At 42.3% G+C, this 24,753-nt stretch carries 30 protein-coding genes; 13 read left to right on the top strand and 17 right to left on the bottom strand.

The annotated features are described in order from the left end of the window. The first annotated feature begins 60 nt into the window (after positions 1-60). Together VIN08_RS11940 and VIN08_RS11935 are read left to right on the top strand one after the other, a co-directional pair. Positions 61-537, top strand: coding sequence for a GNAT family N-acetyltransferase (locus VIN08_RS11940; protein ID WP_331965012.1), 477 nt, complete (start codon positions 61-63; stop codon positions 535-537). 207 nt (positions 538-744) lie between these two features. Then, a complete protein-coding gene (locus VIN08_RS11935) occupies positions 745-1,122 on the top strand; it encodes a hypothetical protein (RefSeq protein WP_331965009.1) in 378 nt (125 codons plus the stop codon). A gap of 346 nt (positions 1,123-1,468) precedes the next feature. On the opposite strand, the gene VIN08_RS11930 is transcribed toward VIN08_RS11935, so the two are convergent. The 7 genes from VIN08_RS11930 to VIN08_RS11900 form a co-directional block, all read right to left on the bottom strand. Then, positions 1,469-1,750 (bottom strand): hypothetical protein, encoded by a 282-nt coding sequence (locus VIN08_RS11930; RefSeq protein ID WP_331965006.1) that lies wholly within the window; start codon positions 1,748-1,750, stop codon positions 1,469-1,471. 82 nt (positions 1,751-1,832) lie between these two features. Beyond that, positions 1,833-2,135: a DUF4286 family protein gene (locus tag VIN08_RS11925; protein WP_331965003.1), complete on the bottom strand. Its 303-nt coding sequence runs from the start codon at positions 2,133-2,135 to the stop codon at positions 1,833-1,835. 226 nt (positions 2,136-2,361) lie between these two features. After that, entirely contained in the window at positions 2,362-3,459 is a 1,098-nt protein-coding gene (locus VIN08_RS11920; RefSeq protein ID WP_331965000.1) for a DNA topoisomerase IB, read from the bottom strand. 137 nt (positions 3,460-3,596) lie between these two features. Next, positions 3,597-4,136, bottom strand: a complete 540-nt coding sequence (locus tag VIN08_RS11915; protein WP_331964998.1) for a ferritin-like domain-containing protein — start codon at positions 4,134-4,136, stop codon at positions 3,597-3,599. A 133-nt stretch (positions 4,137-4,269) separates the two neighbouring features. Beyond that, positions 4,270-5,241 carry an MlaD family protein gene (locus VIN08_RS11910; RefSeq protein WP_331964995.1) on the bottom strand — a complete coding sequence of 324 codons (972 nt, stop codon included), beginning with the start codon at positions 5,239-5,241 and terminating at the stop codon, positions 4,270-4,272. A gap of 25 nt (positions 5,242-5,266) precedes the next feature. Further along, on the bottom strand, positions 5,267-6,049 hold the full coding sequence (locus VIN08_RS11905) for an ABC transporter ATP-binding protein (RefSeq protein ID WP_331964992.1): 783 nt from the start codon (positions 6,047-6,049) through the stop codon (positions 5,267-5,269). Beyond that, positions 6,046-6,798: an ABC transporter permease gene (locus VIN08_RS11900; RefSeq protein WP_331964989.1), complete on the bottom strand. Its 753-nt coding sequence runs from the start codon at positions 6,796-6,798 to the stop codon at positions 6,046-6,048. The genes VIN08_RS11905 and VIN08_RS11900 overlap by 4 nt, the downstream gene beginning before the upstream one ends. Before the next feature lie 225 nt (positions 6,799-7,023). Here VIN08_RS11900 and VIN08_RS11895 point away from each other — a divergent pair, with 225 nt between their 5' ends. From VIN08_RS11895 to VIN08_RS11880, 4 genes are all read left to right on the top strand, one after another. Next, on the top strand, positions 7,024-7,170 hold the full coding sequence (locus VIN08_RS11895) for a lmo0937 family membrane protein (protein ID WP_143785778.1): 147 nt from the start codon (positions 7,024-7,026) through the stop codon (positions 7,168-7,170). Positions 7,171-7,232: 62 nt separating this feature from the next. Continuing rightward, on the top strand, positions 7,233-7,931 hold the full coding sequence (locus VIN08_RS11890) for an OmpA family protein (RefSeq protein WP_331964983.1): 699 nt from the start codon (positions 7,233-7,235) through the stop codon (positions 7,929-7,931). A 104-nt stretch (positions 7,932-8,035) separates the two neighbouring features. Further along, a complete protein-coding gene (locus VIN08_RS11885) occupies positions 8,036-9,637 on the top strand; it encodes a DUF748 domain-containing protein (protein ID WP_331964980.1) in 1,602 nt (533 codons plus the stop codon). Continuing rightward, positions 9,637-10,803, top strand: coding sequence for a DUF748 domain-containing protein (locus VIN08_RS11880; protein ID WP_331964978.1), 1,167 nt, complete (start codon positions 9,637-9,639; stop codon positions 10,801-10,803). Before VIN08_RS11885 ends, VIN08_RS11880 begins: the two co-directional genes overlap by 1 nt. On the opposite strand, the gene VIN08_RS11875 is transcribed toward VIN08_RS11880, so the two are convergent. Beyond that, positions 10,798-11,133: a response regulator gene (locus tag VIN08_RS11875; RefSeq protein ID WP_331964975.1), complete on the bottom strand. Its 336-nt coding sequence runs from the start codon at positions 11,131-11,133 to the stop codon at positions 10,798-10,800. The two genes, VIN08_RS11880 and VIN08_RS11875, sit on opposite strands and share 6 nt — an antisense overlap. Positions 11,134-11,316: 183 nt before the next feature. On the opposite strand from VIN08_RS11875, the gene VIN08_RS11870 reads away from it, so the two are divergent. The 3 genes from VIN08_RS11870 to VIN08_RS11860 all read left to right on the top strand — a co-directional run bounded on the left by VIN08_RS11870 (position 11,317) and on the right by VIN08_RS11860 (position 12,395). After that, the gene (locus tag VIN08_RS11870) at positions 11,317-11,586 is read left to right on the top strand and encodes a YtxH domain-containing protein (RefSeq protein WP_331964972.1); all 270 of its coding nucleotides are present in this window, start codon (positions 11,317-11,319) and stop codon (positions 11,584-11,586) included. Positions 11,587-11,686: 100 nt separating this feature from the next. Continuing rightward, positions 11,687-12,028, top strand: coding sequence for a phage holin family protein (locus VIN08_RS11865; RefSeq protein ID WP_331964964.1), 342 nt, complete (start codon positions 11,687-11,689; stop codon positions 12,026-12,028). After that, the gene (locus VIN08_RS11860; RefSeq protein WP_331964961.1) at positions 12,021-12,395 is read left to right on the top strand and encodes a hypothetical protein; all 375 of its coding nucleotides are present in this window, start codon (positions 12,021-12,023) and stop codon (positions 12,393-12,395) included. The genes VIN08_RS11865 and VIN08_RS11860 overlap by 8 nt, the downstream gene beginning before the upstream one ends. 33 nt (positions 12,396-12,428) lie before the next feature. Here the strand turns inward: VIN08_RS11860 and VIN08_RS11855 are convergent, their stop codons facing one another. Further along, a complete protein-coding gene (locus tag VIN08_RS11855; protein ID WP_331964958.1) occupies positions 12,429-12,842 on the bottom strand; it encodes a response regulator in 414 nt (137 codons plus the stop codon). 174 nt (positions 12,843-13,016) lie between these two features. On the opposite strand from VIN08_RS11855, the gene VIN08_RS11850 reads away from it, so the two are divergent. Next, on the top strand, positions 13,017-13,283 hold the full coding sequence (locus VIN08_RS11850; protein WP_331964956.1) for a hypothetical protein: 267 nt from the start codon (positions 13,017-13,019) through the stop codon (positions 13,281-13,283). 79 nt (positions 13,284-13,362) lie between these two features. Here VIN08_RS11850 and VIN08_RS11845 read toward each other — a convergent pair whose 3' ends face one another. From VIN08_RS11845 to rpoN, 4 genes are read right to left on the bottom strand one after another with little or no spacing between them, the layout of a single operon-like run. Next, positions 13,363-14,802 (bottom strand): PAS domain S-box protein, encoded by a 1,440-nt coding sequence (locus VIN08_RS11845; RefSeq protein ID WP_331964954.1) that lies wholly within the window; start codon positions 14,800-14,802, stop codon positions 13,363-13,365. Positions 14,803-14,807: 5 nt separating this feature from the next. After that, entirely contained in the window at positions 14,808-16,376 is a 1,569-nt protein-coding gene (locus VIN08_RS11840) for a sensor histidine kinase (RefSeq protein WP_331964951.1), read from the bottom strand. Beyond that, the gene (locus tag VIN08_RS11835) at positions 16,373-17,872 is read right to left on the bottom strand and encodes a sigma-54 dependent transcriptional regulator (protein ID WP_331964949.1); all 1,500 of its coding nucleotides are present in this window, start codon (positions 17,870-17,872) and stop codon (positions 16,373-16,375) included. Before VIN08_RS11835 ends, VIN08_RS11840 begins: the two co-directional genes overlap by 4 nt. A 39-nt stretch (positions 17,873-17,911) precedes the next feature. Then, positions 17,912-19,324: an RNA polymerase factor sigma-54 gene (rpoN, locus tag VIN08_RS11830; RefSeq protein ID WP_331964947.1), complete on the bottom strand. Its 1,413-nt coding sequence runs from the start codon at positions 19,322-19,324 to the stop codon at positions 17,912-17,914. A gap of 185 nt (positions 19,325-19,509) precedes the next feature. Between rpoN and VIN08_RS11825 the strand changes: the two genes are divergently transcribed. After that, positions 19,510-20,913: a sensor histidine kinase gene (locus VIN08_RS11825; RefSeq protein WP_331964944.1), complete on the top strand. Its 1,404-nt coding sequence runs from the start codon at positions 19,510-19,512 to the stop codon at positions 20,911-20,913. 9 nt (positions 20,914-20,922) lie between these two features. Here VIN08_RS11825 and VIN08_RS11820 read toward each other — a convergent pair whose 3' ends face one another. Beyond that, positions 20,923-21,447 carry a FecR family protein gene (locus VIN08_RS11820; RefSeq protein WP_331964941.1) on the bottom strand — a complete coding sequence of 175 codons (525 nt, stop codon included), beginning with the start codon at positions 21,445-21,447 and terminating at the stop codon, positions 20,923-20,925. A 198-nt stretch (positions 21,448-21,645) separates the two neighbouring features. Beyond that, the gene (locus VIN08_RS11815; protein WP_331964938.1) at positions 21,646-21,873 is read right to left on the bottom strand and encodes a DUF3253 domain-containing protein; all 228 of its coding nucleotides are present in this window, start codon (positions 21,871-21,873) and stop codon (positions 21,646-21,648) included. A gap of 282 nt (positions 21,874-22,155) precedes the next feature. Here VIN08_RS11815 and VIN08_RS11810 point away from each other — a divergent pair, with 282 nt between their 5' ends. Both VIN08_RS11810 and VIN08_RS11805 read left to right on the top strand, forming a co-directional pair. Further along, a complete protein-coding gene (locus VIN08_RS11810; RefSeq protein ID WP_331964935.1) occupies positions 22,156-22,539 on the top strand; it encodes a DUF1801 domain-containing protein in 384 nt (127 codons plus the stop codon). Beyond that, positions 22,532-23,560, top strand: a complete 1,029-nt coding sequence (locus VIN08_RS11805; protein WP_331964932.1) for an RluA family pseudouridine synthase — start codon at positions 22,532-22,534, stop codon at positions 23,558-23,560. The genes VIN08_RS11810 and VIN08_RS11805 overlap by 8 nt, the downstream gene beginning before the upstream one ends. A gap of 143 nt (positions 23,561-23,703) precedes the next feature. Here the strand turns inward: VIN08_RS11805 and VIN08_RS11800 are convergent, their stop codons facing one another. Both VIN08_RS11800 and VIN08_RS11795 read right to left on the bottom strand, forming a co-directional pair. Then, positions 23,704-23,907, bottom strand: coding sequence for a hypothetical protein (locus VIN08_RS11800; protein ID WP_331964930.1), 204 nt, complete (start codon positions 23,905-23,907; stop codon positions 23,704-23,706). A 153-nt stretch (positions 23,908-24,060) separates the two neighbouring features. After that, positions 24,061-24,753 (bottom strand): homogentisate 1,2-dioxygenase (locus VIN08_RS11795; RefSeq protein ID WP_331964927.1); only part of this gene is annotated, 693 nt, incomplete at its 5' end.

Here is a 24,753-nt window from a genome sequence, read left to right as displayed (position 1 = left end):
GAGTATAAATTATTTTCACGAAGAGGCGGCATATACAGTCGCCTCTTTTATTTTTGATATATGAGTACTATAACTATACGGGTTGGTAAAAAGGACGACTTGCCGCGCGTGCTGGAGCTTATTAAAGAATTGGCAGAATACGAACGCGCACCCAATGAAGTAACCAATACATTGGAGATGATGGAGCTCGATGGATTTGGCACTAACCCGATCTATGGATTTTTTATAGCTGAAAGTGAAAATGGTATAGTAGGCTTATCGCTATACTATTGGCGCTACTCCACCTGGAAAGGCAAACGTCTTTACCTGGAAGATATCATTGTTACCGCGAGCGAGCGGGGTAAAGGTATAGGAAAGCAATTGTTTGAACGTACCATGCAGCACTCACTCGATCAGCATTGTGCCGGTATGATGTGGCAAGTACTTGACTGGAATGATCCTGCTATAAATTTCTATAAAAAGTATGGCACGAAGTTCGGCAACGACTGGCTCAACTGTACGCTGGAGCGCGAGCAGATAGTGAAATTCTTTGCTTAGGTATAAGTTAACGGTTAATCGTTATGCGTTAATCGGAGGCGTATGGTATAGATTAGACTATAGGGAGTAAGCGGTTCTTTATTTTCAATTTTTAGTGGCGTCAGAACATCTGGATTATACTTTCTTATAGTCTTGTAAGGTTTTTGTGCTTTTCAGCAAAACTGTATTCAGTACAGTGTCCATCTTTGTTGCAAATAAAAAATACCTATGAAGCATTATCGTGTATTGATTGTTATTCTGCTGGCACTAACCGTGATCACAGCAACGGATACCATGGCGCAGGGAAAGAGCAAGAAGAAACAGAAATCGGAGAAACGAGGAGGAGGTCCACCACCCTGGGCACCGGCACACGGCTATCGCGCCAAAACCCGCTATGTATATTTTAAAGATTACCCGGTATATTATGATAACGACCGCGGAGTATATATCTCTCTTTCAGGAAAGAATTGGTCGGTGTCAGCAAAATTACCCGATATACTGAAAGGAGTGGATCTGCTGGCTACACCTAAAATTGATCTTGATTTTAGTGGCGATGATCCGCAGCGGGATTATGATGAGCACAAGAGTAAATATCCGAAGGACTAAGTGTTGTTAATGGTTAGCAGTTATGTGTTAATCGTTACACGTTAATAGAAGGAGTAGTGTGACGCTGCTGGTAATAAACGATTTACTTTCAACATCAACCGCGTGACTATTAACGGATAACAGGGATGAATATCGAACAAGGAACACCGATCAACGAATATTGAAGTTGGCAGTGGTGTTGCTGAAACATTTGGCGATTAACAATTAACCGATCGCGGGTAACGAACAACAAAAGGGAGGCAATCTCCTGCTGAGGATCATAACAGGAGATTGCCAAAACCCGGCAACGGAAATTTACCTCGCGAGTAAATATATATCTTGGTATATCTTGTTTAGAGTAGTGCTTTCAGGCTTCCACATCTACAATAGCCCAGACGGGAATAAGCGAGCCGCCTTTTACTTCTACATAGTTATCGGCAAAATCTACCAGGTTCGAGAATGTCTCGATTACTTCACCGGTGTCGAGCTTTAGGATAAGTCCGACATCCAGGTGCTCCATATTACTTAGCATGACCGCCTTTACAAGCTTGTGCGCGCGCAGTATTTTCTGCTCTTCATCGCCAAGCACATCCTGATGCGTAAAGTGCACCAGTGAGATTTCTTCCGGGGTGATCTTCCTGACGTTCATATACGTTGAGAGGTATAGTTTCCAGAGGGGAAATATATTTCTATCAAGATAACGATAAAACAATTTCAAAAATCGTTTTGTTTCATACTTCTTCTAAAAGAGTTCGGAACGCAACGTGCCGGTCTTTAAATCGTCTTTGAAACTCCTTGTTTAATTCGGGCTCAACTTGCTCAACAAATCGTACAACTTCCTGAATGTCGGTTGCAAAATACTGCACACTGTACGAAACAGAGCCATCTTCCTGATCGTGCAGCACTTTGTACATCTTCCAATCAGCAAACATCTCTGTTTTCATTACCACAGGAATATACTGTTCTTTCATCCAGTTTACCCATTCCTGTTCTATCTCCCGATCGATACCGATCGTAACGTTATATAATAGCATGAAGCAAAAGTAAGGAAAAAGCCGCATGCCGGGTACAGGTTATCTGTTAAACGTTAGTCGTTAACCGTTATCGTTATTCGAGTGATGTCAGGTTTTCCACCGGGCGCGAGTGAAGTTGAAATGAAGCCATTCGTTCTATGCAACACAATCTATACCTCCTAGTATAACCTATACCTCACTTTTACGATTAACAGTTAACCAATAACAATTAACTTCTAGCGGACACCTAGTTCCCGCTCGTAGCCGCTCTCAAAATTTTCATCAGCACTTTCTCATCAGCAGTCAAGTCGGCCTGGCCATCGGGTATTTCCGTAGCGTCAAGGTCGTGAAGATATTTGGTGAGGTTGTTTTCTTCGTAAAGAGAAATAAGTGCGGGGTGCACGTAGTAGCTTCGGCAAATTGATCGTGTGTTGCCGAGCTTTTTACTTACGGCATCCAGTGCTGTTATAATATTCTTTTTACTTTCTGCCTGCGAGGCTATATCTCCCAGCGCTTTTAACTCACGAAGAAAATGCAGTGATCCTGCCCACGTTCTGAAATCTTTTGCTGTAAATGCAAAGCCGGTAGCTTGTTGAATATAATTGTTTACCATGCCTGAGTCGATGGACTTGCGTATACCCTGGGCATCGTAATATTGAAAGAGTTCTTTGCCGGGTATCTCGCGACATTGCTTCACGATGCGTGCAAGACGTTTATTCTGTAAAGTTACTTTATGAAATATACCTTTCTTGCCTTTGAACGAAAAGTCAATTTTACTTCCCTCAATCGCTACATGTTTATCTTTTAATGTAGTAAGGCCATATGAGCCATATAGTTTCTCGTAGCCATCATTCCCGATGCGAATATAGGTGCGCTCCATCAGAGCGATAACCGTAGCAATCACGCGCTCTTCGCATAACTCTTTACGGTCGAGATCTTGCTCGAGCTTTACCCGAAGAGTGGGAAGTGCCTTGCCAAATTCATATAGCCGATGGAATTTTGTTTCGTTGCGCAGGGCTGTCCATAATGGATGATAGCGGTATTGTTTCCGGTTGCGCAGGTCAAAACCTGTAGCTTGTATATGCCCTGCTCCATCAGCACAGATCCACACCTTTGACCATGATGGAGGTATAGCAAGTCGTTTAATGCGATCAATTTCTTTTTTGGCACGCAATGGCTTTCGGTCTATTCTATAGATATACCCTCTGCCTTTGCGTATGCGCACAATTCCGGGTGCCGTATCCGAAACATATTTGAGCGAAGCAGCACGTGCAGCTTTTTCATAATTACGGTCGAGACGGATAAACTCACGGTGACTAAGACTTGTATGCAGCGTGGAATTCATGCTGGGAAGTATATATAGGTATATATTTCAAAAAAGAAGCTGTCTGTAGAAGACAGCTTACGAATCGTTATCAATTAATCGCTACACGTTAATATGAACAGCTAACGTGTAACGATTAATCTTTAACAGAAATGCTTCTACGATTCCTGCTCCGCAGTTTCGTTTATATCAGACTCTGCGAGTGACGTGAGCAGTTCGTCTGCCTGCTTCTCTTCGTCCAGTGTTTGGCCGAGTAAATCTTTAATATCTTCGCGACCCAGGGTTTTGGCCAGTTGTGCCAGACCACCATACGTAGCGATCTCGTAGTGCTCAACTTTTTGTGCCGCCAGTATCAATCCGACATCGCGGGTAGCAGATCCTTTTTCGGTTTCTGCAATGATATCTTCTCCTTCTTTGATCAGTCCTTCCATTGCTTCACATTTTTTTGCCTGCGGTTTTTTCTCCAGCAGTTCAAAAACTTTTTCTACGCGTGCCACGTGCTCTTGTGTTACGGTCAGGTGATCGCCAAAAGCATTCGCCAGTTCTTCTGATGTAGCAGCCTTCTGCATTTTTGCCAATGCCTTTGTCAAATGCTTTTCAGCCCAGTAAATGTCTTTCAGGCTGTCAACAAAAAAATCTTCCAGTTGAGAGGCAGAATCTTTGGATGCTGCCCGCTTCGTGTTTGCTGTCTTTTCCATGGTACTTTCGGGTTTTAGAATGTTTAGAGACGTTGACTTGTCTTTTTCTTTTTTCTAAAACTTTATGCCGTTAAAGCAGATCGTTACACAACGTGTTATGTAGATGAATGTCTACGAGCCAGTGGTATATATTTTATTGCTTGTTCTCATTTTTCCTCTTCTTTCTAAAGTAGCCACGCAATAGAAAGTTATGTTGAAGTGCCTCCATGTTTTCATCCAGCTTGCCCGATGCATTTTCGGCATTGATCAACGTATGCTCCATGCGTTTGGCAAACGTAGTATCGGCCAATAAAAGTCCGAGTGCGTTATCATGACTATTGATCTTGGAGGCTACCTCCTGCAGGTCGGCTGCAATCTTCGAAGCATTAGAGGATACCTGCTTTACATTCGTCATGGCAGTGTTAAACGTGGTAGATAATGTTGTATCATAAATCAATTTGTTAACCATGCCATCGCCACTTTTTATTTCGGCTACTAATACATTCAAATCAGCTGTAGCTCTATTCATATTAGCGCCAGCAGTGCGCAAGCTGCTTACTGTTTGGCGAAGGTCCTGAGCAAATGCACCATCGTTCAATAACTCTCCTACAACACCCTGGCCATTCTTTACTTTTTGCGATATCGCCTGGAGATCGTTGGTTAGCGAGCGTGTATTCTGCCCTACATCTTTTGCTATATTGATCAACTCTTGTGTGTCTGCGGGCGAAGCAGCATTGATCGTGTCGTAATCATTAATGTGTTGTGCTGCATTACCCGGGCGTACCACTACGATCTTGTTTCCTACAAGTCCATCGGAGCCTATATAGGCGGTTGCATTTTTAGAGATAAATTCATTCTGGCGTTCCTTCAATAGAAGCGCTACTACTACTTTTCCTTCCGAAACAATGCGAACATCTTTTACGGTTCCGATCTTTACTCCGGAGAGCCACACATTGTCGCCTTCTTTTAATCCTTCTACATTTTTAAAGATAGACACCACCGTAAACGTGCGGCTGAAGATGCTGTTCTCACTGCCAATAAGAAATACCGTAGCTATAAATATAGCCAACCCGGCCAGCACAAAGGCTCCGAGCTTTATATCCTGACTTATTTCCCGCGTTTTCATATCTATATATCGTTAACTGTATCTACTAATAATTAAAGAATGGTTCCAGCTCCGGGTCTGTTGTCTTTTTTATCTCATCAAACGTTCCTTCATATTTACTATAGCCGTCCACCAGGGCAATGACTCTGTCGGATGTATGGCGCGCACTGCTGATGTCGTGCGTGATAATGATGGAAGAAGTTTTATACTTGTCGCGCACTTTTATGATCAGTTCATTGATCTCGATGGAAGTGATGGGGTCGAGCCCGGCAGTAGGTTCATCGTATAGCATGATCTTCGGGTTGAGTATAAGTGTGCGTGCAATGCCGATCCGTTTTTTCATACCACCGGAGAGCTCAGCCGGCATTTTGTCGGCAGCATCTTCGAGCCCTACATCTTGCAACGCATTCATTACACGTTCATTGAGTTCTCGCTGTCGGGATATACCCAGATTTCGTTTTAATGGAAATTCCAGGTTTTCGCGCACGCTCATTGAATCATATAGCGCACTTCCCTGAAATGAAAAGCCTACATGCAAGCGCATTTCATTCATTTGTTCATACGAGAGATTGAGCAAATCATAATCCAGTATACGAATAGAACCTCCATCGGGAATGATAAGACCCACCATGCATTTTATGAGTACAGATTTACCCGTGCCGGAGCGGCCGAGTATAACGAGGTTTTCACGTTCATGAAGCTCCAGGTTTACATCGCGCAACACGGGTGTATCGCCAAATGATTTTTGCAGGTGGTGTATCTCCACCACGACACCATTCTTATCAGGTGTTTGTATGGCTGGCGATGATGGTAATGGTGCCAGGCTCATCTTCTGAAGAGATTAATAAATTGAAGACTCAACAGGTCAATAACAAAGATCAGGATCATCGATGCAACCACTGCTATATTGGCTGCTTTACCTACACCGGCCGTGCCGCGCTCCGCATGATAGCCTGCATAACATCCTACTATACCTATAGCAAAACCAAAGAACGCAGCCTTGATAAGAGAAGAAAATATATCGAGATAGGTAACAGATACTGCTACATCATTAAAATATAGTCTGAAGCTGGAGTTGTTCATAAAATGAACTGTAAAGTAAGAGCCCAGCAACGCAGTCGTATCAGCAAACACCACCAGGAAGGGAAGCATACATGTAGCAGCCATTATACGACTGGCTACCAAATAGGAGAACGGTCGTGTGCCCGATACTTCCATCGCATCGATCTGTTCGGTTACACGCATACTGCCAAGCTCTGCTCCCATGTTAGAACCTAATTTACCTGCACAGATAAGCCCTGTAATAAGCGGGCCCAACGATCGCACTACGGCTTGTGATACCAGCGAAGGCAACCACGACTCTGCACCAAAAGAAGATAGCGATGGCCGCGACTGTCGCGTAAATACAATTCCTGCGAGGAAGGAAGTAAATACAATCAGGAACAACGACCTGTTGCCTGCTATAAAACACTGTCGCAAAGTTTCTTTCCAATCGTAAGGAGGAAGGAATATCTCGCGCAGCACTTTTGCCACGAATTGATAGATCTCAGCCAGCTTGAGTAAAAACTTTTTGATCATGAGCTATACCTGTAAATATTCTGTTCCTGAACAACATTGTAAAAGTTGTGCCCCAAAATGCCGGCAAAGTATATATGAAGTGATGTATAAGAAATTCTACACATCTGCAATTGGCTGGTATAGTTATAGGAGAATACATAGTAATCAGCAACTTTTTCTACAGTTTATTATTTGGATGGCAAGCTTTTTTATCTACTGCTTTCGAAATTTTAAACCCCATTTATTATGAGATCATTATTGTATCTGATTGCCGTGATACTGATCATCGGCTGGCTTTTAGGAGTATTTGTTTATAGTGCAACCGGGTTGATTCATGTCCTGATTGTATTGGCTATTCTTTCTTTATTACTCGGTGTAATAAGAAGGGCGTGACGAGTAAAAAGTATTGTACATCATTATAAGATAAGATATAGTATACATTAAAACGAGTTTTTATGAACAGCGTAAAAAGTGGAGTTCTGGGAAAAGCATCTGTATTGTTCATGTTCGTAGCGATGAGCGTGCAGATCATGACGGGATGTAACGCCACAAACACAACCAAGGGCGGTGCTATAGGTGCCGGTGCTGGTGGTGCTATAGGAGGCGTGATAGGCTCGCGTTCAGGAAACACAGCCGTAGGTGCTATTATCGGAGCAACGGTAGGTGGTGCTGCCGGTGCATTGATCGGCAGACAAATGGATAAACAGGCAGAAGAACTGAAACGCGATTTGGAAGGTGCCAAAGTAGAACGTGTAGGTGAAGGTATAAAGATCACGTTCAATTCAGGATTATTATTCAATGTAAACTCTTCGCAGTTGAATGCTACTACACAAGGCAATTTGCGCGAGCTGGCTGCTACTTTGAATAAATATGAAGATACAAACATTCTTATTGAAGGACATACTGATAACACCGGAAGTGACGACTATAATCAAAAGCTTTCGGAGGCAAGAGCACGATCAGTAGCTTCTTACCTGGAAGCACAGAATGTTAAGAACAGTCGTGTTACTACCATTGGCTATGGAGAAACGCAACCCGTAGCCGATAATAATTCTGATGCAGGTCGCGATCAGAACAGGCGTGTGGAAGTTGCCATCTATGCCAATAAGAAAATGAAGAAGTGGGCCGAAAAAAATGAAGCCGGCAACTCATAACAACAACCACTGTTCAATAACTTCTTACAGTATGCACAGTGCCGGCAATAATTGCTATGGTTACTGTGCAACTGTCAGGAGAAGTGTAACAGGTATAGGTGTATATGAAAAAGAAACGAACTGTATTCATTATCGTGGCGGTGCTCGCAGTGGTGATGAGTATACTAGCATACAGTGCTAATCGATATTTACCCGGCCTGCTGCATCGCCTGGTAAAAGATAAAGTTGCTTCACTTCGAACAAAAGGTATAGCGATTGAATACGATTCTCTTCAACTAAGCCTTTGGCGAAATCGCGTTACTGTTGATACACTCTCACTTGCTATAGCAGAAAAAAATATCTCCGCGAAAATTTTCGGTCTTCACGTTCATTCTCTTCGGTTATTGCCATTGCTGTTTCATAAGCGTGTTCATCTGAAAGAACTTGGTATAGACAGTGTTTCTGTTTTGATGAACGTCTCTTCGAAAAAAGATACTGTCCAAAAAGATGAAACACGGAAGAATGATCTTTCTTTTATCGTTGACAATTATTCTGTTCAGCATCTTCTTATTCGTATAAGGGATAGTGTCGCCAATGATACACTTACGCTGCGAGGAAGTATAGCGGTAACAGGATTTAGTGTAAATGATGGACCTGTGCCGTGGAGTTTTGGGGCCGTACAAACCGATTCACTGCTGGTGGTTCAGTCATATTATATATTTCAGGTTGATCATCTTGATCTTGACCGTGAGCGTAAATATATACACCTGGATACGCTGCGGATAAAACCGCGTTATTCAAAAAGTGAACATGCCAGGCGTAAGCGCGTAGAGGACGATCGATTTCATGGTATGATTACGGGTCTTGTAGCTGAAGGTCTTGATTTTGAATGGAGCGATTCGTCTTTTGTAAATGCTTCGTTGCTGAAATTCAGTTTTGCATTGGATATATACCGGAATAAACATTATCCTTTCCCGAAGCGCACCTATATGCCGTTGCCAGTAGATGCGTTGAAGAAATTGCCCTTCGATCTGAATCTTGATACGCTTCGCATCTATAATAGCGCTGTGTCGTACGAAGAAGTTGGCGAAGAAGCTGACTCGAGTGGCACAGTATATTTCAAAAAATTGCAGGCCGGTATATTTCATATTTCTACTGATACAACCTTGCGTGCGCCCTATATGGAGGCATCGGCTTTGTTTATGGGAAGCGGAAAACTGGCTATTACGTGTCAATTTTCCAATACAAAGAAACCGGCTGTGTTAAAAGGTTCGCTTAGCGATTTTCCCTTGCAGAAAATGAACGACATGCTGAAGCCCCAGGTAAAGATGCAGGTCGAGTCGGGCGTGATGACAAAACTGAATTTCAATTTTAAATTCAATGATTACCGCTCGGATGGTATAGTAGATATAAGTTATAAAGATTTAAAGCTCACTGGTCTGAAACAGGATAAAGAGAAGAAAGACAAAGCTGTGAAGAATAATTTACTCACCCTTGCTATCAATACATTTATCAAGAATGATGCGGGCAGGTTTGTTACAGGAAGCAAGCAAACAGGCATTATTTTATTCTATCGTGATCGTAAGAAAGCCATTTTTAATTATTGGTGGAAGTCGTTGTTCTCAGGATTAAAATCTTCTTTTTCATTGCGCGTAAAAGCAGATAAAGATCAGGTGAAAGTGCTCGCTAAAAAAGATGTTGAAAAAAGAAAACGAAGAAAGGAGTGATGATGCATGTGCCAAAAAAGATATGGATACCGTTAGCAATCGCTCTTATATTGGTGGCAGTGCGTCTTGCTATGCCTTACTTTGTTACCAAATATGTAAACAAAGTGCTGGCAACATTGCCTGGCTATACAGGCTCTATTGAAGATGTAGATATTCATTTATACCGCGGAGCATACCAGGTACAGGAGCTGCGCATTTTTAAAGTAGATGGACAAAAGAAAATCCCTTTTATATATATACCGGTGCTCGATCTTTCCATTGAATGGTCTGCACTATTTGATGGTGCTATTGTTGGCGAGGTAGAATTTGAAAGACCGGAGTTGAATTTTATAGGAGGTGGTAAAGGAAATCAGTCAGGTAAGGATGTTGACTGGACAAAACCTATTAAAGATCTTATGCCGGTAGATATAAACAGGCTCACGATTACAAACGGTAAAATTGCTTTCTATGATTTTACTACCAAGCCGCATGTTGACCTGGTAATGACAGAGGTAAATGCTTCTGCAGAAAATCTTTCTAACGCAACCGACAATGAACAGGTGCTTCCCTCAACAGCACACTTTACAGCCACATCTGTGGGAGGTGGCCGCCTGGGAGTAAAAATGAAGATGAATGTGCTGAAGCAGATTCCGGATATGGATATAGATCTGAAGTTTGAAGATGTTGATCTGAAAGCGCTGAATGATTTCTTTAAGGCGTATGCCAAGATTGACGTAGAGCGAGGAACGTTCGATCTATATACTGAGCTCGCTATGCTGGATGGTAAAATAGAAGGCTATGTAAAGCCTATTATTGAGGATTTGAAAATAGTTAACTGGGAAAAAGATAAGAAGCGGCCGCTGGAGCTTGTGTGGGAATCGATCGTAGGATTTTTGGCGGAGATATTTACCAATCAACCTAAAGACCGCTTTGCCACGCGAGTACCTTTATCAGGCAATATAAATGATGTAAAAACTTCTGCATGGCCTGCACTCTGGAGTATATTCTCGAACGCTTTTATAAAGGCATTCGAAAAAAATACGGAAGGCACAATCAGGATTGAAGCTGTGACGGATAAGGATACCGTTGCACCCAAGAGTGATAAACAATTGAAGAAGGAAAAACGAAAAGAACGAAGAAGGCAGCGGAAGGAAGAACGCAGAAAGAAAAAAGAAGAGTCTTTATAGAAAGCGTCTCAGTGCTACCAGGCTGATAGGCTTCTCTAAAAATTTAATCGCCGTATCGCTATGCAACTCTTCGGGAAATCCGCGATAAGCGCTCATCAGATTTATAGTAGTATCCGGTAATCGCGTCCGGATATAGTTTACCTTATCCCAGCCGATTCCATCCGGAAGATTATTATCCAGGAAAACTATATCAGGAGAAATGCTTTCAATTTTCTGAATACCTTCCTTTAATGTAAAGGCCAGGTGCACATCATACTGTAGTGGCACCAGGTAAGTTTTCAGCAGCAAGCATAAGTCCTGTTCGTCATCTATGATTAGAATTTTTTTCACAAAATGCTCAGGTAAGAAAGTACAAGTAACTCATTTTCATCATAACCTAAAAACCAAGAAGAAGGTTATGCTAACCAGAGAAAAAATATTAACATGTTCATGTGGTTGTCGTGGTAATTTTAGACCCAATAAAGTGGGAACGATTTTTTACAGAGTAATTATCAGGTATTAAAAAGTATAGTTATGAATAAGAAAGGAAAGATCGTTTTAGGAATTTTAGGAGCGGCAGCGGCCGGTGCAGTTATCGGGTTACTTATTGCACCCGATAAAGGAAGTGGTCTTCGTAAGAAGATAGCGAAAGCAGCTAATGATTTTGCTTGCGACCTTACTGACATGGTGATGAGTAATAGAGATAAGTTATCGCACGCAAAAGATCAGATTGTAAAAGAAGCAAAGGGGCTGAAATCAGATGCCGAGACACGCTTTGGCAGAGTAAAGGAATCTTTCAGTTAATTGTTCATGCACATCTTCAGGTGCAGTGCCTTATAGAACCTGCGTTGCACCTGGCGTTGTGCAGGGTCTTCCATAAATTTACCCTAAGACAAAGTCAGTTATGGCAGAATTAAAAACAAAGACCGAGAACCTGGTAGAACATGCGGGCGATTATTTCGAAACGCAGATCAGGCTGGCTATGTTGAGCGCAACAGATAAGGCTACAGGTATTGCATCGCAGAGTTTGCTGGTAATTTTAGTTAGTGTTCTCGCGTTGTTTGTGCTGTTGTTTTCAGGGCTGGGCTTTAGCTGGTGGATCGGGCACGCGATCGATAATATGGTGGGTGGTTTTTTTATAGTGGCAGGTATATATGGTATATTGATTGCTATAGTGTTTCTGTTGTATAGAAAACATCTCGCGCCAGTTGTTCGTAATTTTTTAATAGCAAGGATCTATGAGTAGCATTCGTACGTATAAAGAATTGCTGGAAGAAAAAGAGCGTCTGCGTGCTACCCTGGAGTTGCAGAAGCTGCAGCTAAAAACAGATGTAAAAGAACTAAAGGAAGAGTTACGGCCTCTTATGGTATTTCTCTCCGTATTGGGTAAAATTACCTCGCGCGAAACACGCAACGATGCTATTGTAAGCACAGGCTCTGCACTGGCAATTGATCTGCTATCACGAAAAGTACTCCCTAAAAATAATCTGGTAAGAATGTTTGTACCCGGTATATTAAAAAATGTTGCTTCACATCTCCTGTACAGCGCCAAACCGTTATTGCAAAAATTGATGAGTTCGAGAAAGAAAGATACTGCGCTGGGCAAGCAGTAAAATAATATATACAGTGAAAGTATATAGATAACTCTACAGTGGTATAGCTGCAACGTGAAACCAGTAATTGCGTATTTCCTGCACAACTTTTAGCAACGATTCAAAACTGGTGGGTTTAACAATATAGGTATTGGCACCAAGTTCATAACAGCGTTTTATTTCGGCCTCATTCTTGGTAGTGGTAAATACAATGACCGGTATCTTTTTAAAAACAGGATGTTGCTTTATCTCCTTCAGTACTTCGCGTCCGTCTTTCTTCGGCATATTCAGATCAAGCAGAATAAACCCGGGATATTGAGCATTGTTTACTGATTCGAGAAACTTGATCAACTCTATGCCATTCTCTACAAATTCAATCTTGTCTTTGTATCCTTTTTCATCAAAGGCGGTTTGCATCAGATAGCGATCGTCCGCATCATCTTCCGCAACCAGTATAAAATCTTTCATCGGCTTGTATATCATTACTCAAATATAAACATTCATTTCTGTTGGTATAGTTCATCAACAGCTTTCGCAGTGTAGTAATCTGTAGAATATACGCCACTGCCGATAAACATCCTTGCGAATACGTTTCACTTGAGCAGGCACTCTATTTTTTACTTTTCAGGAAATGGTTTCATTATGGAAAAGCAAGTGAAAGGTAAACGACACCAGGTAAAAAAGAGAAAACAGCAACGGAGTCGCCCGGATCAGCCAGAGCGATATGTAAAGAAAGATATTGCGCAGGAAGAAAAAACAGAGGCCCTACAATCATCGCAACAGCCGGAGCAACCTGCCAACAGTGAAGGATGGGAAAAGCAACCGCGCGTTAACGAAGACGAACAACGAAATATAGTAAACCATCCGGAGCATACGGGAGATGATATCCATGATACTCTGGAAAAGTAATTGTAGTATAGATATAGTTTACGCAGAAGGATGTACTAACGTGCGCGTCATGATCGAAGCATTTCGGCTGAGCTATAGATCAACCAACAGCCGGAAAAGAAATCAGGAACGTTGTGCCGAAGTTTTCTTTTGATTTTACATCGATGTGAGCTTTGTGCGCCTGGAGTATATTTAGTGTGGCAGCAAGCCCAAGGCCCATGCCGTTTCGCTTGGAGGTAAAGTAGGGCTCAAACAGTTTGGATATATTTTCGGTAGATATACCACAGCCATTGTCGGTGATCTCTACGGTATGTATCGATCTGCCCGGTTTAACGGCAACGAGCAATTCTCCCTGTATGTCTTTCATGGCTTCTACCGCATTGATAATGATATTGAGAAAGGCAACTTTCAATTTATCTGTGTCGGCCTGTATATAGCACGGATCTTCGGGATAGCGCACATGCATGTTGATGTGTTGCAATGTAATTCTATCAAGGGCAGCACTTATACTTTCATCAAGCGTAACCTGAATGGCAGTTTTTTTGAATGCCATCTCCGATGGCCGGGCAGAGTTAAGTAATTCTGTAATAAGATCGTTGATGCGTTTGCAGTTGCGCTGAATAATTTCCAGGAACAAAGCATCTTCCGATGATTGGTTCACCGGTATAAGTTGTTCAACCGACATTTGAATATTGTTCAGCGGGTTTCGCACTTCATGCGCCAGTGTGCGCACCAGCCTTCCCGTTGCAGCCAGCTTTTCGGCTTGCAAGGCTGCTTTCTCTGCACGTTTCAGATTAGTTATATCGTGAATGATACCTTGCACATATATTGCACCTGTATCATCAGTTTCTTTTGTGGCGGAGAGTATACAATATTTTTTTTCGCCTTGTTTGTTGATCAACACAATTTCGGCATCATCAATCTCGCCAGATCGTTCAAGGCCCTGAAACATTGCATCTCTACCTTCTGTAACCAGTTCGTATAGCGAGAGTAAAGAAAGTTCGTCAGAAGTATAGCCCAGCAATTCTGCCGTGGCGCTGTTAACATTTTTGAAACGCAGTGCTTCATCGGTAATAAATACCGCATCTTTTGATCGTTCAAATATACTGCGATACTTTCTTTCATTGGCGCGCAGTGCTTTTAGTGAAGCAGAGCGTTCTAATGAGTATCGGATACTCCGCTCCAGCTTTTCGGTATTGAGCTCGGATTTGATCAGGTAATCCATTGCCCCAATCTGCATCGCTTCCTGGTCAACCGCTTTATTTCCTTTACCGGTAAGAAGTATAATGGGCTGCTCGCAATTCATGCGCACAGCTTCCTTCAACAAATCAAGACCAGTCTTGGCACCCAATCTGTAGTCTACCAGGTATAGATCGTATGCAGATGATCTTATCTCTTCAATGGCCTGCGAGTAGGTAGAGCACCATTCAATAGTAAAGTCGCTCCCCTCAATGCTTTTTATATAGTCGCTGGTAATGATGAAATCATCTTCATCATCATCAACAATCAGTATGCGTGTAACCTGTGCGTTTTGTGACATGGATTTCAGTCTTGTTTCTCGGGGAGTATAACAACAAACGTAGCCCCTGTTTCTAATTTACCTTGTGCATACATTACACCACCATGATTATCTACAATTTTTTTACAGATGGCCAGTCCGATGCCCGAGCCAGGATACTCTGCTTTACCATGTAACCGTTGAAATATCTGGAAGATCCGTTCTTCATACTCTTCTTCAAAACCAATACCGTTGTCTTTGATATATATCTTCTCAAATTCCTTGTCGGCCGGAAGGTGAAATTTTTCTTTTTCCTGTTTGTTGATTTTTTCACTCCTGATCTCGATAACCGGATCAATCAATGGCTTCCTGAACTTGATAGCGTTGGAAAGAAGATTGTTGAACAACTGCTTCATCTCCGAAGGCACCGCTTCAATTTTCGGGAGCGATCTAACAATCACCTGCGCGTTATTTTCTTCGATCTTCAATTCCAGGTCCATCTTTACCATTGCAATAATCGAATTGATATCTACTTTTTCAAACGCACGCGAGCTGCGGGTAGTGCGCGAGAACTCCAGCAGGTTATCAATTAAAATGCGCATGTTCTCGGTAGAAGCAAGTATACGTTCCAGGTATAGTGCACCTTCTTTGCCAAGCTCTTGCGCGAACTTGGCTTTTAATCGCTCACTGAAAGTTGAAATTTTTCGCAGGGGTTCCTGCAAGTCATGCGATGCAACATAGGCAAACTCTTCCAGCTCGCGGTTGGAGCGATTCAGTTCGCGTATACTTCGTTCGCGATCGCGCTCAAAATTTCTGAAAGGTGTAACATCGCGCGTCATACCTACCAGTTTAGCTGGTATACCACTCGCATCGGTCACTACTTTTGCTTTGGTCGAAACGATCTTCCGGTTTTTATTTTTGGTAATTACTTCATATTCATATTCAAAGCCTGTTCGGTTTTCATAGGCAGTTTTAATAACAGCTTCAAGGCCCGCGCGATCTTCTGCCGTTACCAACTCTATATAAAATTCGCGCGTTATGATGGGTAATTCGGCTCGTTCAAATTCGAATAGCCGGTATAGACCATTAGTCCAGTGAATCTTTTTTTTCGCTATATCATAACTCCAGCTTCCGAGTTGAAGAAGCTCTTCGGTTTCATCGAAAAGTTCTTGTATAGCTTTTATTTCTTCTTCACTCTTCAGTTGTTCGGTAATATCCTGTGCTATAAAAAGCAGTGATGCAGCATTGCCATCTTCTTTTCTGCGCAGCACAGAGCCCATGGTGCGGAAGTAACGCCAGTGACCAAGCTTGTGATTAAGCCGGCAGTTATAGCTATATGAATCGCTGTTGGGGAGAGTATAAAATTTTTCAAGCTCTTTTTGAACGAGCTCAAGATCGTCTTTGAAAATGAGTGTATCCAGGTTACCTTCACGGAAGTCATCATAAGTGAACCCCAGAAAATCGGATACTCTTTTATTGATAAATTTCAGTCGCTTCTTTTCAACATCGAAAACATAAATGATGGCGGGAAAGAGCTCTGCTATTTTTTCTTCAAAAGTATCCCGGTTCTCACCGGAGTCGAACAACATCCTCAAGTAGTCCGTGTAATCACTCATACTTCCTGCTGGAACTCGATGTTGTTAAGTTCCTTGTATTGCTTGATTTTATTATAGAGCGTTTTACGATCGATCTTTAAAAGTTTGGCAGCCTTGCTTTTGTTGAAATTTACCCGCTTCAGTGCTTCGAGTATAATTTCATATTCAGCATCTATACCGGCTCCTTTCAACCCTGTTTCTTTTATAACGGGACGGGTATACGATGGTGCTGCCGGCAAGCCGGAAGAATCCATTCCATACGATGATGGTATAGCGGATGATGGCTGCTCTGCACCGGCATCAAATTGCAACTTGGTATAATTAGAAACTTCGAAAGGAATACTTTTAACATCGATTAGATCGCCATCGGTAAGCAGTGTGGCGCGCTTGATAACATTTTTTAATTCGCGCAAATTGCCATGCCATACATAATTCTGAAAGATCGTTTCCACTTCGGGAGTAAATCCTTTTACATCCTTGCTCAACTCCTGGTTGGTGATGTTCAGGAAGTGACGTGCAAAGATCATCACATCGTTTTTGCGTTCGCGCAGTGGTGGTACGTTGATCTGAAATTCGTTAAAGCGATGGTATAGATCTTCTCGAAATTTGCCGTTGCGGGCAGCATCCCAAAGTTTTTCGTTACTGGCAACAATAATACGCACATCAAGGTCTATATCTTTTGTTCCACCAACGCGTCTCATTTTTCTTTCCTGAGTAACGCGCAGCAATGATACCTGCACATCGTAAGGAAGATTGGCAATCTCATCCAATAATATAGTTCCTCCATTGGCGAGTTCAAAGCTTCCAATCTTCTGGCCTACTGCTCCGGTAAACGATCCCTTTTCGTGACCGAACAATTCACTACCGGCAAGTTCTTTTGACAATGCACCACAATCTATAGCGATAAAAGGTTTATCGGCACGCTTGCTTCGTTTATGAATTTCCTGTGCTATAGCTTCTTTACCACTGCCGCTTTCGCCATAGATGATAACGCTATAGTTGGTTGGACCAACCAGGTCTATCTGGTTAAGTATATTTTTAAAGTCGGGACTATTACCGAAAATATAGGTTTGGTTTACCTCATTCTTTTTGGACACAGCAGCTTTATCGTACGAGTTTTCTGCTGGTGTTGCCGGTTGTGTTACTATCGGCTGTGGTTCTTTTAAAGCGCGTTTAATAGTAACAAGAATTTCATCGGGCAACAGTGGTTTCGTTACATAGTCGATGGCCCCGAGCCGCATTACTTCCACGGCAGTTTTAATATTGCTATAGCCGGTAATGATGATAACAGGAACTGCCGGAAGTTTCTCTTTTATATTTTTCAGGATGGTGGTGCCATCCATATCTTCCAGTTTAAAGTCGCAGAGAATTAAATCGGGGTTTATACCTTCCAGTATCTCCAAAGCTTTTTTGCCGCTGTTTGCTTCTATAGCTTCAAAGCCATGCTTGGTGAGAAAGCGCTTAAGAACAAGGCACATGTCCTTATCGTCATCAATAATTAGAATTTTTTCGGCCATATTGCTATCTCTATACTTCTATATAATTACTTAAAAAAATTAAGCCCAGAAAGCTCGCATCTGTGCAACGGGTATTTGAAGGTGCTCGCGGTACTTGGTAACGGTTCTTCGTGCTATATTAAATCCGCGGGTAGCCAGCAGTGAAGCAAGTTGCTGATCAGAATAGGGCGACTTCTTGTCTTCGCACTTGATAACTTCTTCAATTTCTTTTTGGATCACTTTATTGCTGATTATCGCTCCGCTTTTATTCTCAATTCCTTCGCTGAATAAACTCTTTAATAAAATCGTTCCAAAGGGTGTCTGCACGTACTTGTTGCAGGTAATACGCGAAACAGTGGAGATATCTACGCCCGCCATTTCTGCTATATTTTTCAAAATCATTGGCCGCAGTTGGGATTTATCGCCATCCTGAAAATAATCAAACTGATATTGAACAATAGCATTAATCACGTTGAGCATGGTAGTTTCACGCTGGCGGATAGCATTCACAAACCACTCGGCAGAGTTTAATTTACTCTTCAGGTATTGAAATGTGCGGGTATCCTTACCTTTCTCTGCCTCCTTTACCATGGCCTTCATACGGTTGCTTATAACAAGATTGGCAGAACGTTGATTGGCCAGTCTTACTTCCATACCATCGTCACGATGTGTAATAACAAAATCAGGAATGATGGTATCGGCCGTACTTTTTTCTTCTGTACTTCCTATAGGATTGAGATTGAGTGTACCCATCATCTCAAGCACCATTCTTAATTCTTCTTCGTCTATCTGTAAGGCATTCTCGATCTTTTCAAAGTTTCTTGCTTTCAGATCTTCATAATAACGTTCCAGTATAATAATAGCAGCTTTTACATCCGGACGTTTTGTGTTCATACGCTTTAGTTGAAGCATCATACACTCGCGTATTTCGCGTGCGCCTACACCTGCCGGCTCGCACTGTTGTATTACATGCAGTATCTTTTCAGCTTCTTCGCCTTCTATCCATTGCATGGTTTTGAGAGAGAAATCTTCTGCTAATGTTTCCAGCGGAGTTTCCAGAAATCCTTTCTCATTCAGATTGCCAATGATAAACTGTGCAAACGAATCGTGCATCTCCGAAAGCTTTACTGCAGAGAGTTGTTCCGCAAGATCAACTTTGAAGTCGCGGCCCGCCACTATAGGTTTGTCGGGCATATCTTCCTGCTGATAGTATTGTTTGTTTTCAGTTTTATAATCAGGTATATCATCATAGCCGTATTCATCCCAGTCTTGAAACTCCTGCACTTCCTCTTTGCTATTGGTCGTTTCAATCTCTTCAGAATTTTCCTTTTCCTCTATGATTGGATTTTCTTCTAATTCGTTTTTTATTCGTTGTTCAAGTTGAAGGCTTGTCAGATGGAAAAGTTCAAGCATTTGAAGCTGCTGCGGATTTATTTTTAGCTGCTGCTTTTGCGTAAGATTCTGACGTAACATAGCTAATGGTTTTGGTTTGAATAAGATATACTAAGCAACCCTAAAACCAAACTGTAGAAGGTCGGTTGATAAATTTCAATACACTGAATATCAAATATTTGGATCAAATTTCAAAGTTGAAGATTTGTGCACTCAGTGGAATATTGTGGAAATATTTGCACAGCCTGTAGAAATTAATCTATTCTATGAGAAAGTATGTAGCAATAACCTATGCTGCCTTTATTATTTCGCTGGTAATTCTGCTCGGGATAGCTTTTAATTTTTATACACGCATGGTGCGGTATAATTACTCCATCACATGGGTTGAACATACTCATGAAACACTTCGTGAATTAAAAAATCTGGAGAATTATTTTAAGGAAGTTGAGAGTAGCCAGCGGGGATATTTACTCACAGAAGACAGTATATTTCTTAAGCCCTATAAGGCCATGATCGATGATGTAAAAACATCTTTCAAGCGCGTGGTGCAACTAACAAAAGATAACACGCGCCAGCAAAAAAATCTATACAATCTGAATTATGTAATTGCCAAGAGACTGGATATACTGGATGATGGCTTTTTACTTTACAGGGCAGATCGCAAAATTTTTGTAAGGCGACTGAAGGAAGGGCGAGAGGCAATGGAAGAATGTGCTGTTATACTTCAAGATATGGAAAAAGAAGAACAGCGGTTGTTGGCGATCAGGCGTAAAGTGATGGATTCGTATGAAACATCTTCATCTAATTATTCAGTGGTGATCTTTACTTTCTCGTTTATCATTTTCATTATTACATTTCTACTAATCATTCGCGAGTTGTCGAGGAGATTCCGTTATCAGCGCGATCTTGAGCAAAAGATAACAGAACTCGATCAGACTAATTCGGAGTTAGAGCAGATCACCTTTGCTGCATCGCACGATCTGCAGGAGCCGTTGCGAAAAATTCTTACATTCAGCGACATGCTCAGTGTAAAGTATGCCAATCAAATGCCGGCAGATGCGCAGCGTGTAGTGGGTAGGTTGCAGCACGCATCCACTCGCATGCAGGGGTTGGTAGAAGACCTGATAAATGTTACCAAGCTGGTGGGTATAAAAGAAGTCATGCAACCAGTGTCCCTGAAGGAAGTGCTGGAAGATGTGCAGAAACAATTGGAGGAACAGTTTGCAGCGAAAGATGCCAAACTATCCATTGATTTAAAGTTACCCACTATACCCGGCTATAGGGAGCAGTTGCAGCTTCTCTTTCACGCTCTGCTGGATAACTCATTGAAGTTTTCGCGGGATGGTATAGCTCCGGTTATTTTTATTATTACACAGGATGCTACACCGGCTGAGATGAATGAGAAATTCAAGATCAAGTATGATAATGTACGGTATACTAAAATCATTATACGCGATAATGGTATAGGCTTCGATAATGAGTTTTCCGATAAAATGTTTAATCTCTTTCAACGGCTGCACCCACAGGAATCAGTGTATGAAGGAAAAGGTATAGGGCTGGCTATTGTAAAACGAATTATGACAAACCACTCTGGTTTTGTAACGGCTCACGGTAAGGTTATGGAAGGTGCTGAGTTCACGTTATATTTTTTATTAAACACACCGACCTGATCAGCTACACTAGCGCGAAGCAAATTCGTGTGTAGTATCAACATTGGCCTTGATCATTTTTTTGGTAATGCGCGAATAGCTGATCTTTTCTTTGGGCAGAACAATCTGCATGTTATCTCCCGCCTCCACGTGCGCTATTCCTTTCGCCACGCTAACGGTAATAATATCTGCGGTGGTTTTTATGTTCAGCGAAGTGCCGATGCCTGTAGTACGAAACTCATGGGTGTGAATGGTAAAGGGGCGTAACGAATCCCTTTCTATTTCAAAAGTTGCTTCGCCTTGCAGATATACCTCGCGCCTGAATCCCTTAAACTCTTCCGGATAGCGGAGTGTCGCTTCATTGTGGAGCTCAACAATAGAACCGTCTGACAGGGTGAATATAGTTTGCTGCCCCGGCAAGGTGTGCTTCTCCTGGAAGGTAACATGATAGGATCTGTACTCGGTATATTTACCCAACAGAAAGATGGCGATGCCTGCCGAGAGAAAGAGTATAATGGAAGTAAAGATTCTTTTTCGTTGAAAGAATTTTCTCACAGGCTTCTGTTGTTGCGTTGCAACATGTATTGTGGCATCTGTGGCTGATGCTACATTTTGAGCCCTATATACGCTATCGTCTCGCTCCTGCTCCACAGCTTTTCAGGAAGTAAAATTTCTATTTTGCTTCAAGAGCGCAAAAGCAGACGTGTTATTAAATCGTAAAAAAATTATTAAAGGGAGAATGAAAGTGGGTGACTACGCGCGCTTATTTTTTCTGAATTGCACAGGACCTTTGCTCTGCATCGCGATTATTTTTCCTTCCCGGATCAGGGTGCTGGCTACCAATTCAACCTGGTCTATCAATGAGTGCCAGTTCTGCTGGTCTATCGCTCTGGCCACATCGGATGGTTCAAACGTTTTTTCTGAACCCCGCTCTTCAGCAAGCTTCAGTATCGTCTTCCGTATATCGTCAGCAAAAACCATAGAGCGATGAGACGGTGTTTGGGGAGAACATCAATCTGTAAATCTTGGTTCTCCTGTGGTATAAGTTTTTCAGATATCGCCTCAAATTTTTTTAAGAGAGTACCTGTGCTTCATTAGATGCAAGAGCAAGAAACTCGTCACTCACCTGTCTTTATTCAGGTAGTATTTTTTATAATCACAACACAAGTCAGGCCCGGTTTCGGATATGTTCACGTAAACACGCTTTATAGCAAATCGTGTAGAGATGCAGGATGTAAGTAAAAAGGAACGTATTTTTGTATTATGACTGTATCGCACTTTATAGCAGAAGCAAGAGATCCGCATCGTGAGATCATGACGATCTTCCGCGCATGGGTTATGGACCTGGGTGCACACGTACAGCAAAAGATCAGCAATAAGATTCCTTACTTCTACTTTTACGGACCGTTGTGTTACTTTAATCCGGTAGGAGAAGGTATAGATATAGGCTTCGCGAGAGGCAACGAACTTTCCAACGAAGAAGGTCTGCTGGAAGCCAGAGGACGTAAGCACGTAAGATCCATTACCTTTCACAGCGTAGCAGAACTGGAGGAAAATGAAGAAACGTTGCGTCACATTCTGAATGAAGCCGCTATCCTCAACGAATATCATTTCAAACGAAAAAAACAGAAGAGCGCCCATGCGTGACGCAGATATACTCCCCGATGACGATGATGAATTGTTCGAGCACCATCGCATTGTAGCGGATCCTAAACAAAGCCTGCTTCGTATCGATAAATTTTTGATGGATCGCCTGCCCAACGTTACACGTACCAAGATACAGACGGGTATACATGACGGGTTTGTGAAAGTGAATGATAAGGCAATCAAGCCTAATTATAAAATTCACCCCAACGATATCATTACGGTTTCTTTACCCGAGCCTCCGCGCGATACGGATATTATTCCTGAAAATATACCACTGAATATAGTCTTTGAAGATGAACATCTATTGGTGATTAACAAGCCTGCAGGCATGGTAGTACATCCGGCCTATCAGAACTGGAGCGGCACCGTGGTAAATGCACTGGCTTATCACTTTCAGAATCTGCCGCAGATGCAAGGCAATGAAGGAAGACCGGGACTTGTGCATCGCATTGATAAAGATACTTCCGGTTTGCTGGTGATAGCGAAAGATGAAATTAGTCTGAGCGGATTGGCCAAGCAATTCTTTGATCACACCATCGAGCGTACCTATAACGCATTGGTGTGGGGTATACCAGAGCCTCCGTCAGGAACGATTAATATACATGTAGGGCGTAGTTTGAGAGACAGGCGCGTTACTACTGCATTTCCCAATGGCGATATGGGCCGGCATGCAGTTACACACTATAACCTGTTGCGCGACCTGCGCTATGTTTCATTGATTGAGTGTAAACTGGAAACAGGACGCACCCACCAGATACGGGCACACATGAAATACCTGGGGCATCCATTGTTTAACGATGCGATGTATGGTGGCAATGAAATTCTGAAAGGAACATCCTTCTCGAAGTATAAACAGTTTGTTGAGAATTGTTTTCAGATAATTCCCCGGCAGGCTCTGCATGCTAAAACATTGGGATTTATACACCCGGCAACAAAACAGTTCTTACAGTTTGATTCTGATCTCCCGCAAGACTTTGTAGATGTACTGGATAAGTGGGAGAACTATGTAAAGTATAATTAAGACTGCTGTTTTTTTGCAACAGATAACGATTACCAGCTTACTGCAGAGAGTATAAGATTATGTTCGATGTGGGAGCCACATCAACCGAAAGAAGGAACCATCCAAACGCGGTTGGATACTAAAACCGGCTTGCTATACTGTCTTTAGAAAGACGGTCTGAGCTTGCGGCCTTTACCGAGCGCCTGGCGAATTTCCTTCAGCGCTTCGCGTTTAAATTTCTGATAAGAGGCTTCATCGAGAGAAGTATAGCGGAGCCCTTGTATATACTCCAACACTTTCTCTGTTTGTACCTGATCGAGCGAGTTCAGTGACTCGAGGATCTGATTTTTTTGATTAGTGGTTGTCATACATGTAGTGGTTGTTTGACAATACAAATAACGTAAATCAGATACCGGATGTTCAATTGTTATACCGGCTATTAACAGTAATACAACACGGTGGTAATATTTGGGTTAAAAAAGCTAAAAACCAGGTATAGCAGGGTATATTTCAGTTAAGTTTCAGGGAGTATTTACCTCGTGATAACCTCCCGCGCTATCGTCTGTCCAACTCATCGGGTAATTCTTGTCTACAAACTCCAGCGCATCCGTTGAGAGATATAGGGGGTGAAATGTATCGATCATCACCGCCAGTTCGTGCGTCTCTTTTGCGCCTATACTCTTTTCAACAGTGCCGGGATGCGGGCCATGCGGTAATCCTCCGGGATGAAGGGTAAACGAACCGCGTTCAATTCCTCTGCGACTCATAAAATTCCCTTCGGCATAGTATAGCACTTCATCTGAATCGATGTTGCTATGGTTATACGGAGCTGGTATAGCCAATGGGTGATAATCAAAAAGGCGTGGCACAAAAGAGCAGATCACAAAGTTATGCGCCTGGAATGTTTGATGTACCGGAGGTGGCTGATGTACGCGACCTGTGATGGGTTCGAAATCGTGAATAGAAAAAGCGTACGGCCATAGAAATCCATCCCACCCTACCAGGTCCAGCGGACTGTAATCATATATATACTGATGAAGGTATCCCTGCTTCTTGATCTTCATCAAAAATTCTCCTCGCGATGAATCGGTAACAAGCTCATGTGGCGGACGTATATCACGCTCGCAATAGGGCGAATGTTCAAGCAGTTGTCCCAGCTGATTACGATAACGTTTTACGGTTTCTACCGGTGAAGCCGATTCAATGATGAGTAA

It is taken from the genome of Ohtaekwangia sp., assembly GCF_036568665.1.
In the GTDB taxonomy this organism is placed as follows: domain Bacteria; phylum Bacteroidota; class Bacteroidia; order Cytophagales; family Cyclobacteriaceae; genus Ohtaekwangia.
This window is presented reverse-complemented; position numbering and strand designations above follow the sequence as displayed.

Coding starts and splice junctions, on each gene's coding strand:
- VIN08_RS11940 (WP_331965012.1), top strand. CDS start 61: ATGAGTACTATAACTATACGGGTTGGTAAAAAGGACGACTTGCCGCGC.
- VIN08_RS11935 (WP_331965009.1), top strand. CDS start 745: ATGAAGCATTATCGTGTATTGATTGTTATTCTGCTGGCACTAACCGTG.
- VIN08_RS11930 (WP_331965006.1), bottom strand. CDS start 1,750: ATGAACGTCAGGAAGATCACCCCGGAAGAAATCTCACTGGTGCACTTT.
- VIN08_RS11925 (WP_331965003.1), bottom strand. CDS start 2,135: ATGCTATTATATAACGTTACGATCGGTATCGATCGGGAGATAGAACAG.
- VIN08_RS11920 (WP_331965000.1), bottom strand. CDS start 3,459: ATGAATTCCACGCTGCATACAAGTCTTAGTCACCGTGAGTTTATCCGT.
- VIN08_RS11915 (WP_331964998.1), bottom strand. CDS start 4,136: ATGGAAAAGACAGCAAACACGAAGCGGGCAGCATCCAAAGATTCTGCC.
- VIN08_RS11910 (WP_331964995.1), bottom strand. CDS start 5,241: ATGAAAACGCGGGAAATAAGTCAGGATATAAAGCTCGGAGCCTTTGTG.
- VIN08_RS11905 (WP_331964992.1), bottom strand. CDS start 6,049: ATGAGCCTGGCACCATTACCATCATCGCCAGCCATACAAACACCTGAT.
- VIN08_RS11900 (WP_331964989.1), bottom strand. CDS start 6,798: ATGATCAAAAAGTTTTTACTCAAGCTGGCTGAGATCTATCAATTCGTG.
- VIN08_RS11895 (WP_143785778.1), top strand. CDS start 7,024: ATGAGATCATTATTGTATCTGATTGCCGTGATACTGATCATCGGCTGG.
- VIN08_RS11890 (WP_331964983.1), top strand. CDS start 7,233: ATGAACAGCGTAAAAAGTGGAGTTCTGGGAAAAGCATCTGTATTGTTC.
- VIN08_RS11885 (WP_331964980.1), top strand. CDS start 8,036: ATGAAAAAGAAACGAACTGTATTCATTATCGTGGCGGTGCTCGCAGTG.
- VIN08_RS11880 (WP_331964978.1), top strand. CDS start 9,637: ATGATGCATGTGCCAAAAAAGATATGGATACCGTTAGCAATCGCTCTT.
- VIN08_RS11870 (WP_331964972.1), top strand. CDS start 11,317: ATGAATAAGAAAGGAAAGATCGTTTTAGGAATTTTAGGAGCGGCAGCG.
- VIN08_RS11865 (WP_331964964.1), top strand. CDS start 11,687: ATGGCAGAATTAAAAACAAAGACCGAGAACCTGGTAGAACATGCGGGC.
- VIN08_RS11860 (WP_331964961.1), top strand. CDS start 12,021: ATGAGTAGCATTCGTACGTATAAAGAATTGCTGGAAGAAAAAGAGCGT.
- VIN08_RS11855 (WP_331964958.1), bottom strand. CDS start 12,842: ATGAAAGATTTTATACTGGTTGCGGAAGATGATGCGGACGATCGCTAT.
- VIN08_RS11850 (WP_331964956.1), top strand. CDS start 13,017: ATGGAAAAGCAAGTGAAAGGTAAACGACACCAGGTAAAAAAGAGAAAA.
- VIN08_RS11845 (WP_331964954.1), bottom strand. CDS start 14,802: ATGTCACAAAACGCACAGGTTACACGCATACTGATTGTTGATGATGAT.
- VIN08_RS11840 (WP_331964951.1), bottom strand. CDS start 16,376: ATGAGTGATTACACGGACTACTTGAGGATGTTGTTCGACTCCGGTGAG.
- VIN08_RS11835 (WP_331964949.1), bottom strand. CDS start 17,872: ATGGCCGAAAAAATTCTAATTATTGATGACGATAAGGACATGTGCCTT.
- rpoN (WP_331964947.1), bottom strand. CDS start 19,324: ATGTTACGTCAGAATCTTACGCAAAAGCAGCAGCTAAAAATAAATCCG.
- VIN08_RS11825 (WP_331964944.1), top strand. CDS start 19,510: ATGAGAAAGTATGTAGCAATAACCTATGCTGCCTTTATTATTTCGCTG.
- VIN08_RS11815 (WP_331964938.1), bottom strand. CDS start 21,873: ATGGTTTTTGCTGACGATATACGGAAGACGATACTGAAGCTTGCTGAA.
- VIN08_RS11810 (WP_331964935.1), top strand. CDS start 22,156: ATGACTGTATCGCACTTTATAGCAGAAGCAAGAGATCCGCATCGTGAG.
- VIN08_RS11805 (WP_331964932.1), top strand. CDS start 22,532: ATGCGTGACGCAGATATACTCCCCGATGACGATGATGAATTGTTCGAG.
- VIN08_RS11800 (WP_331964930.1), bottom strand. CDS start 23,907: ATGACAACCACTAATCAAAAAAATCAGATCCTCGAGTCACTGAACTCG.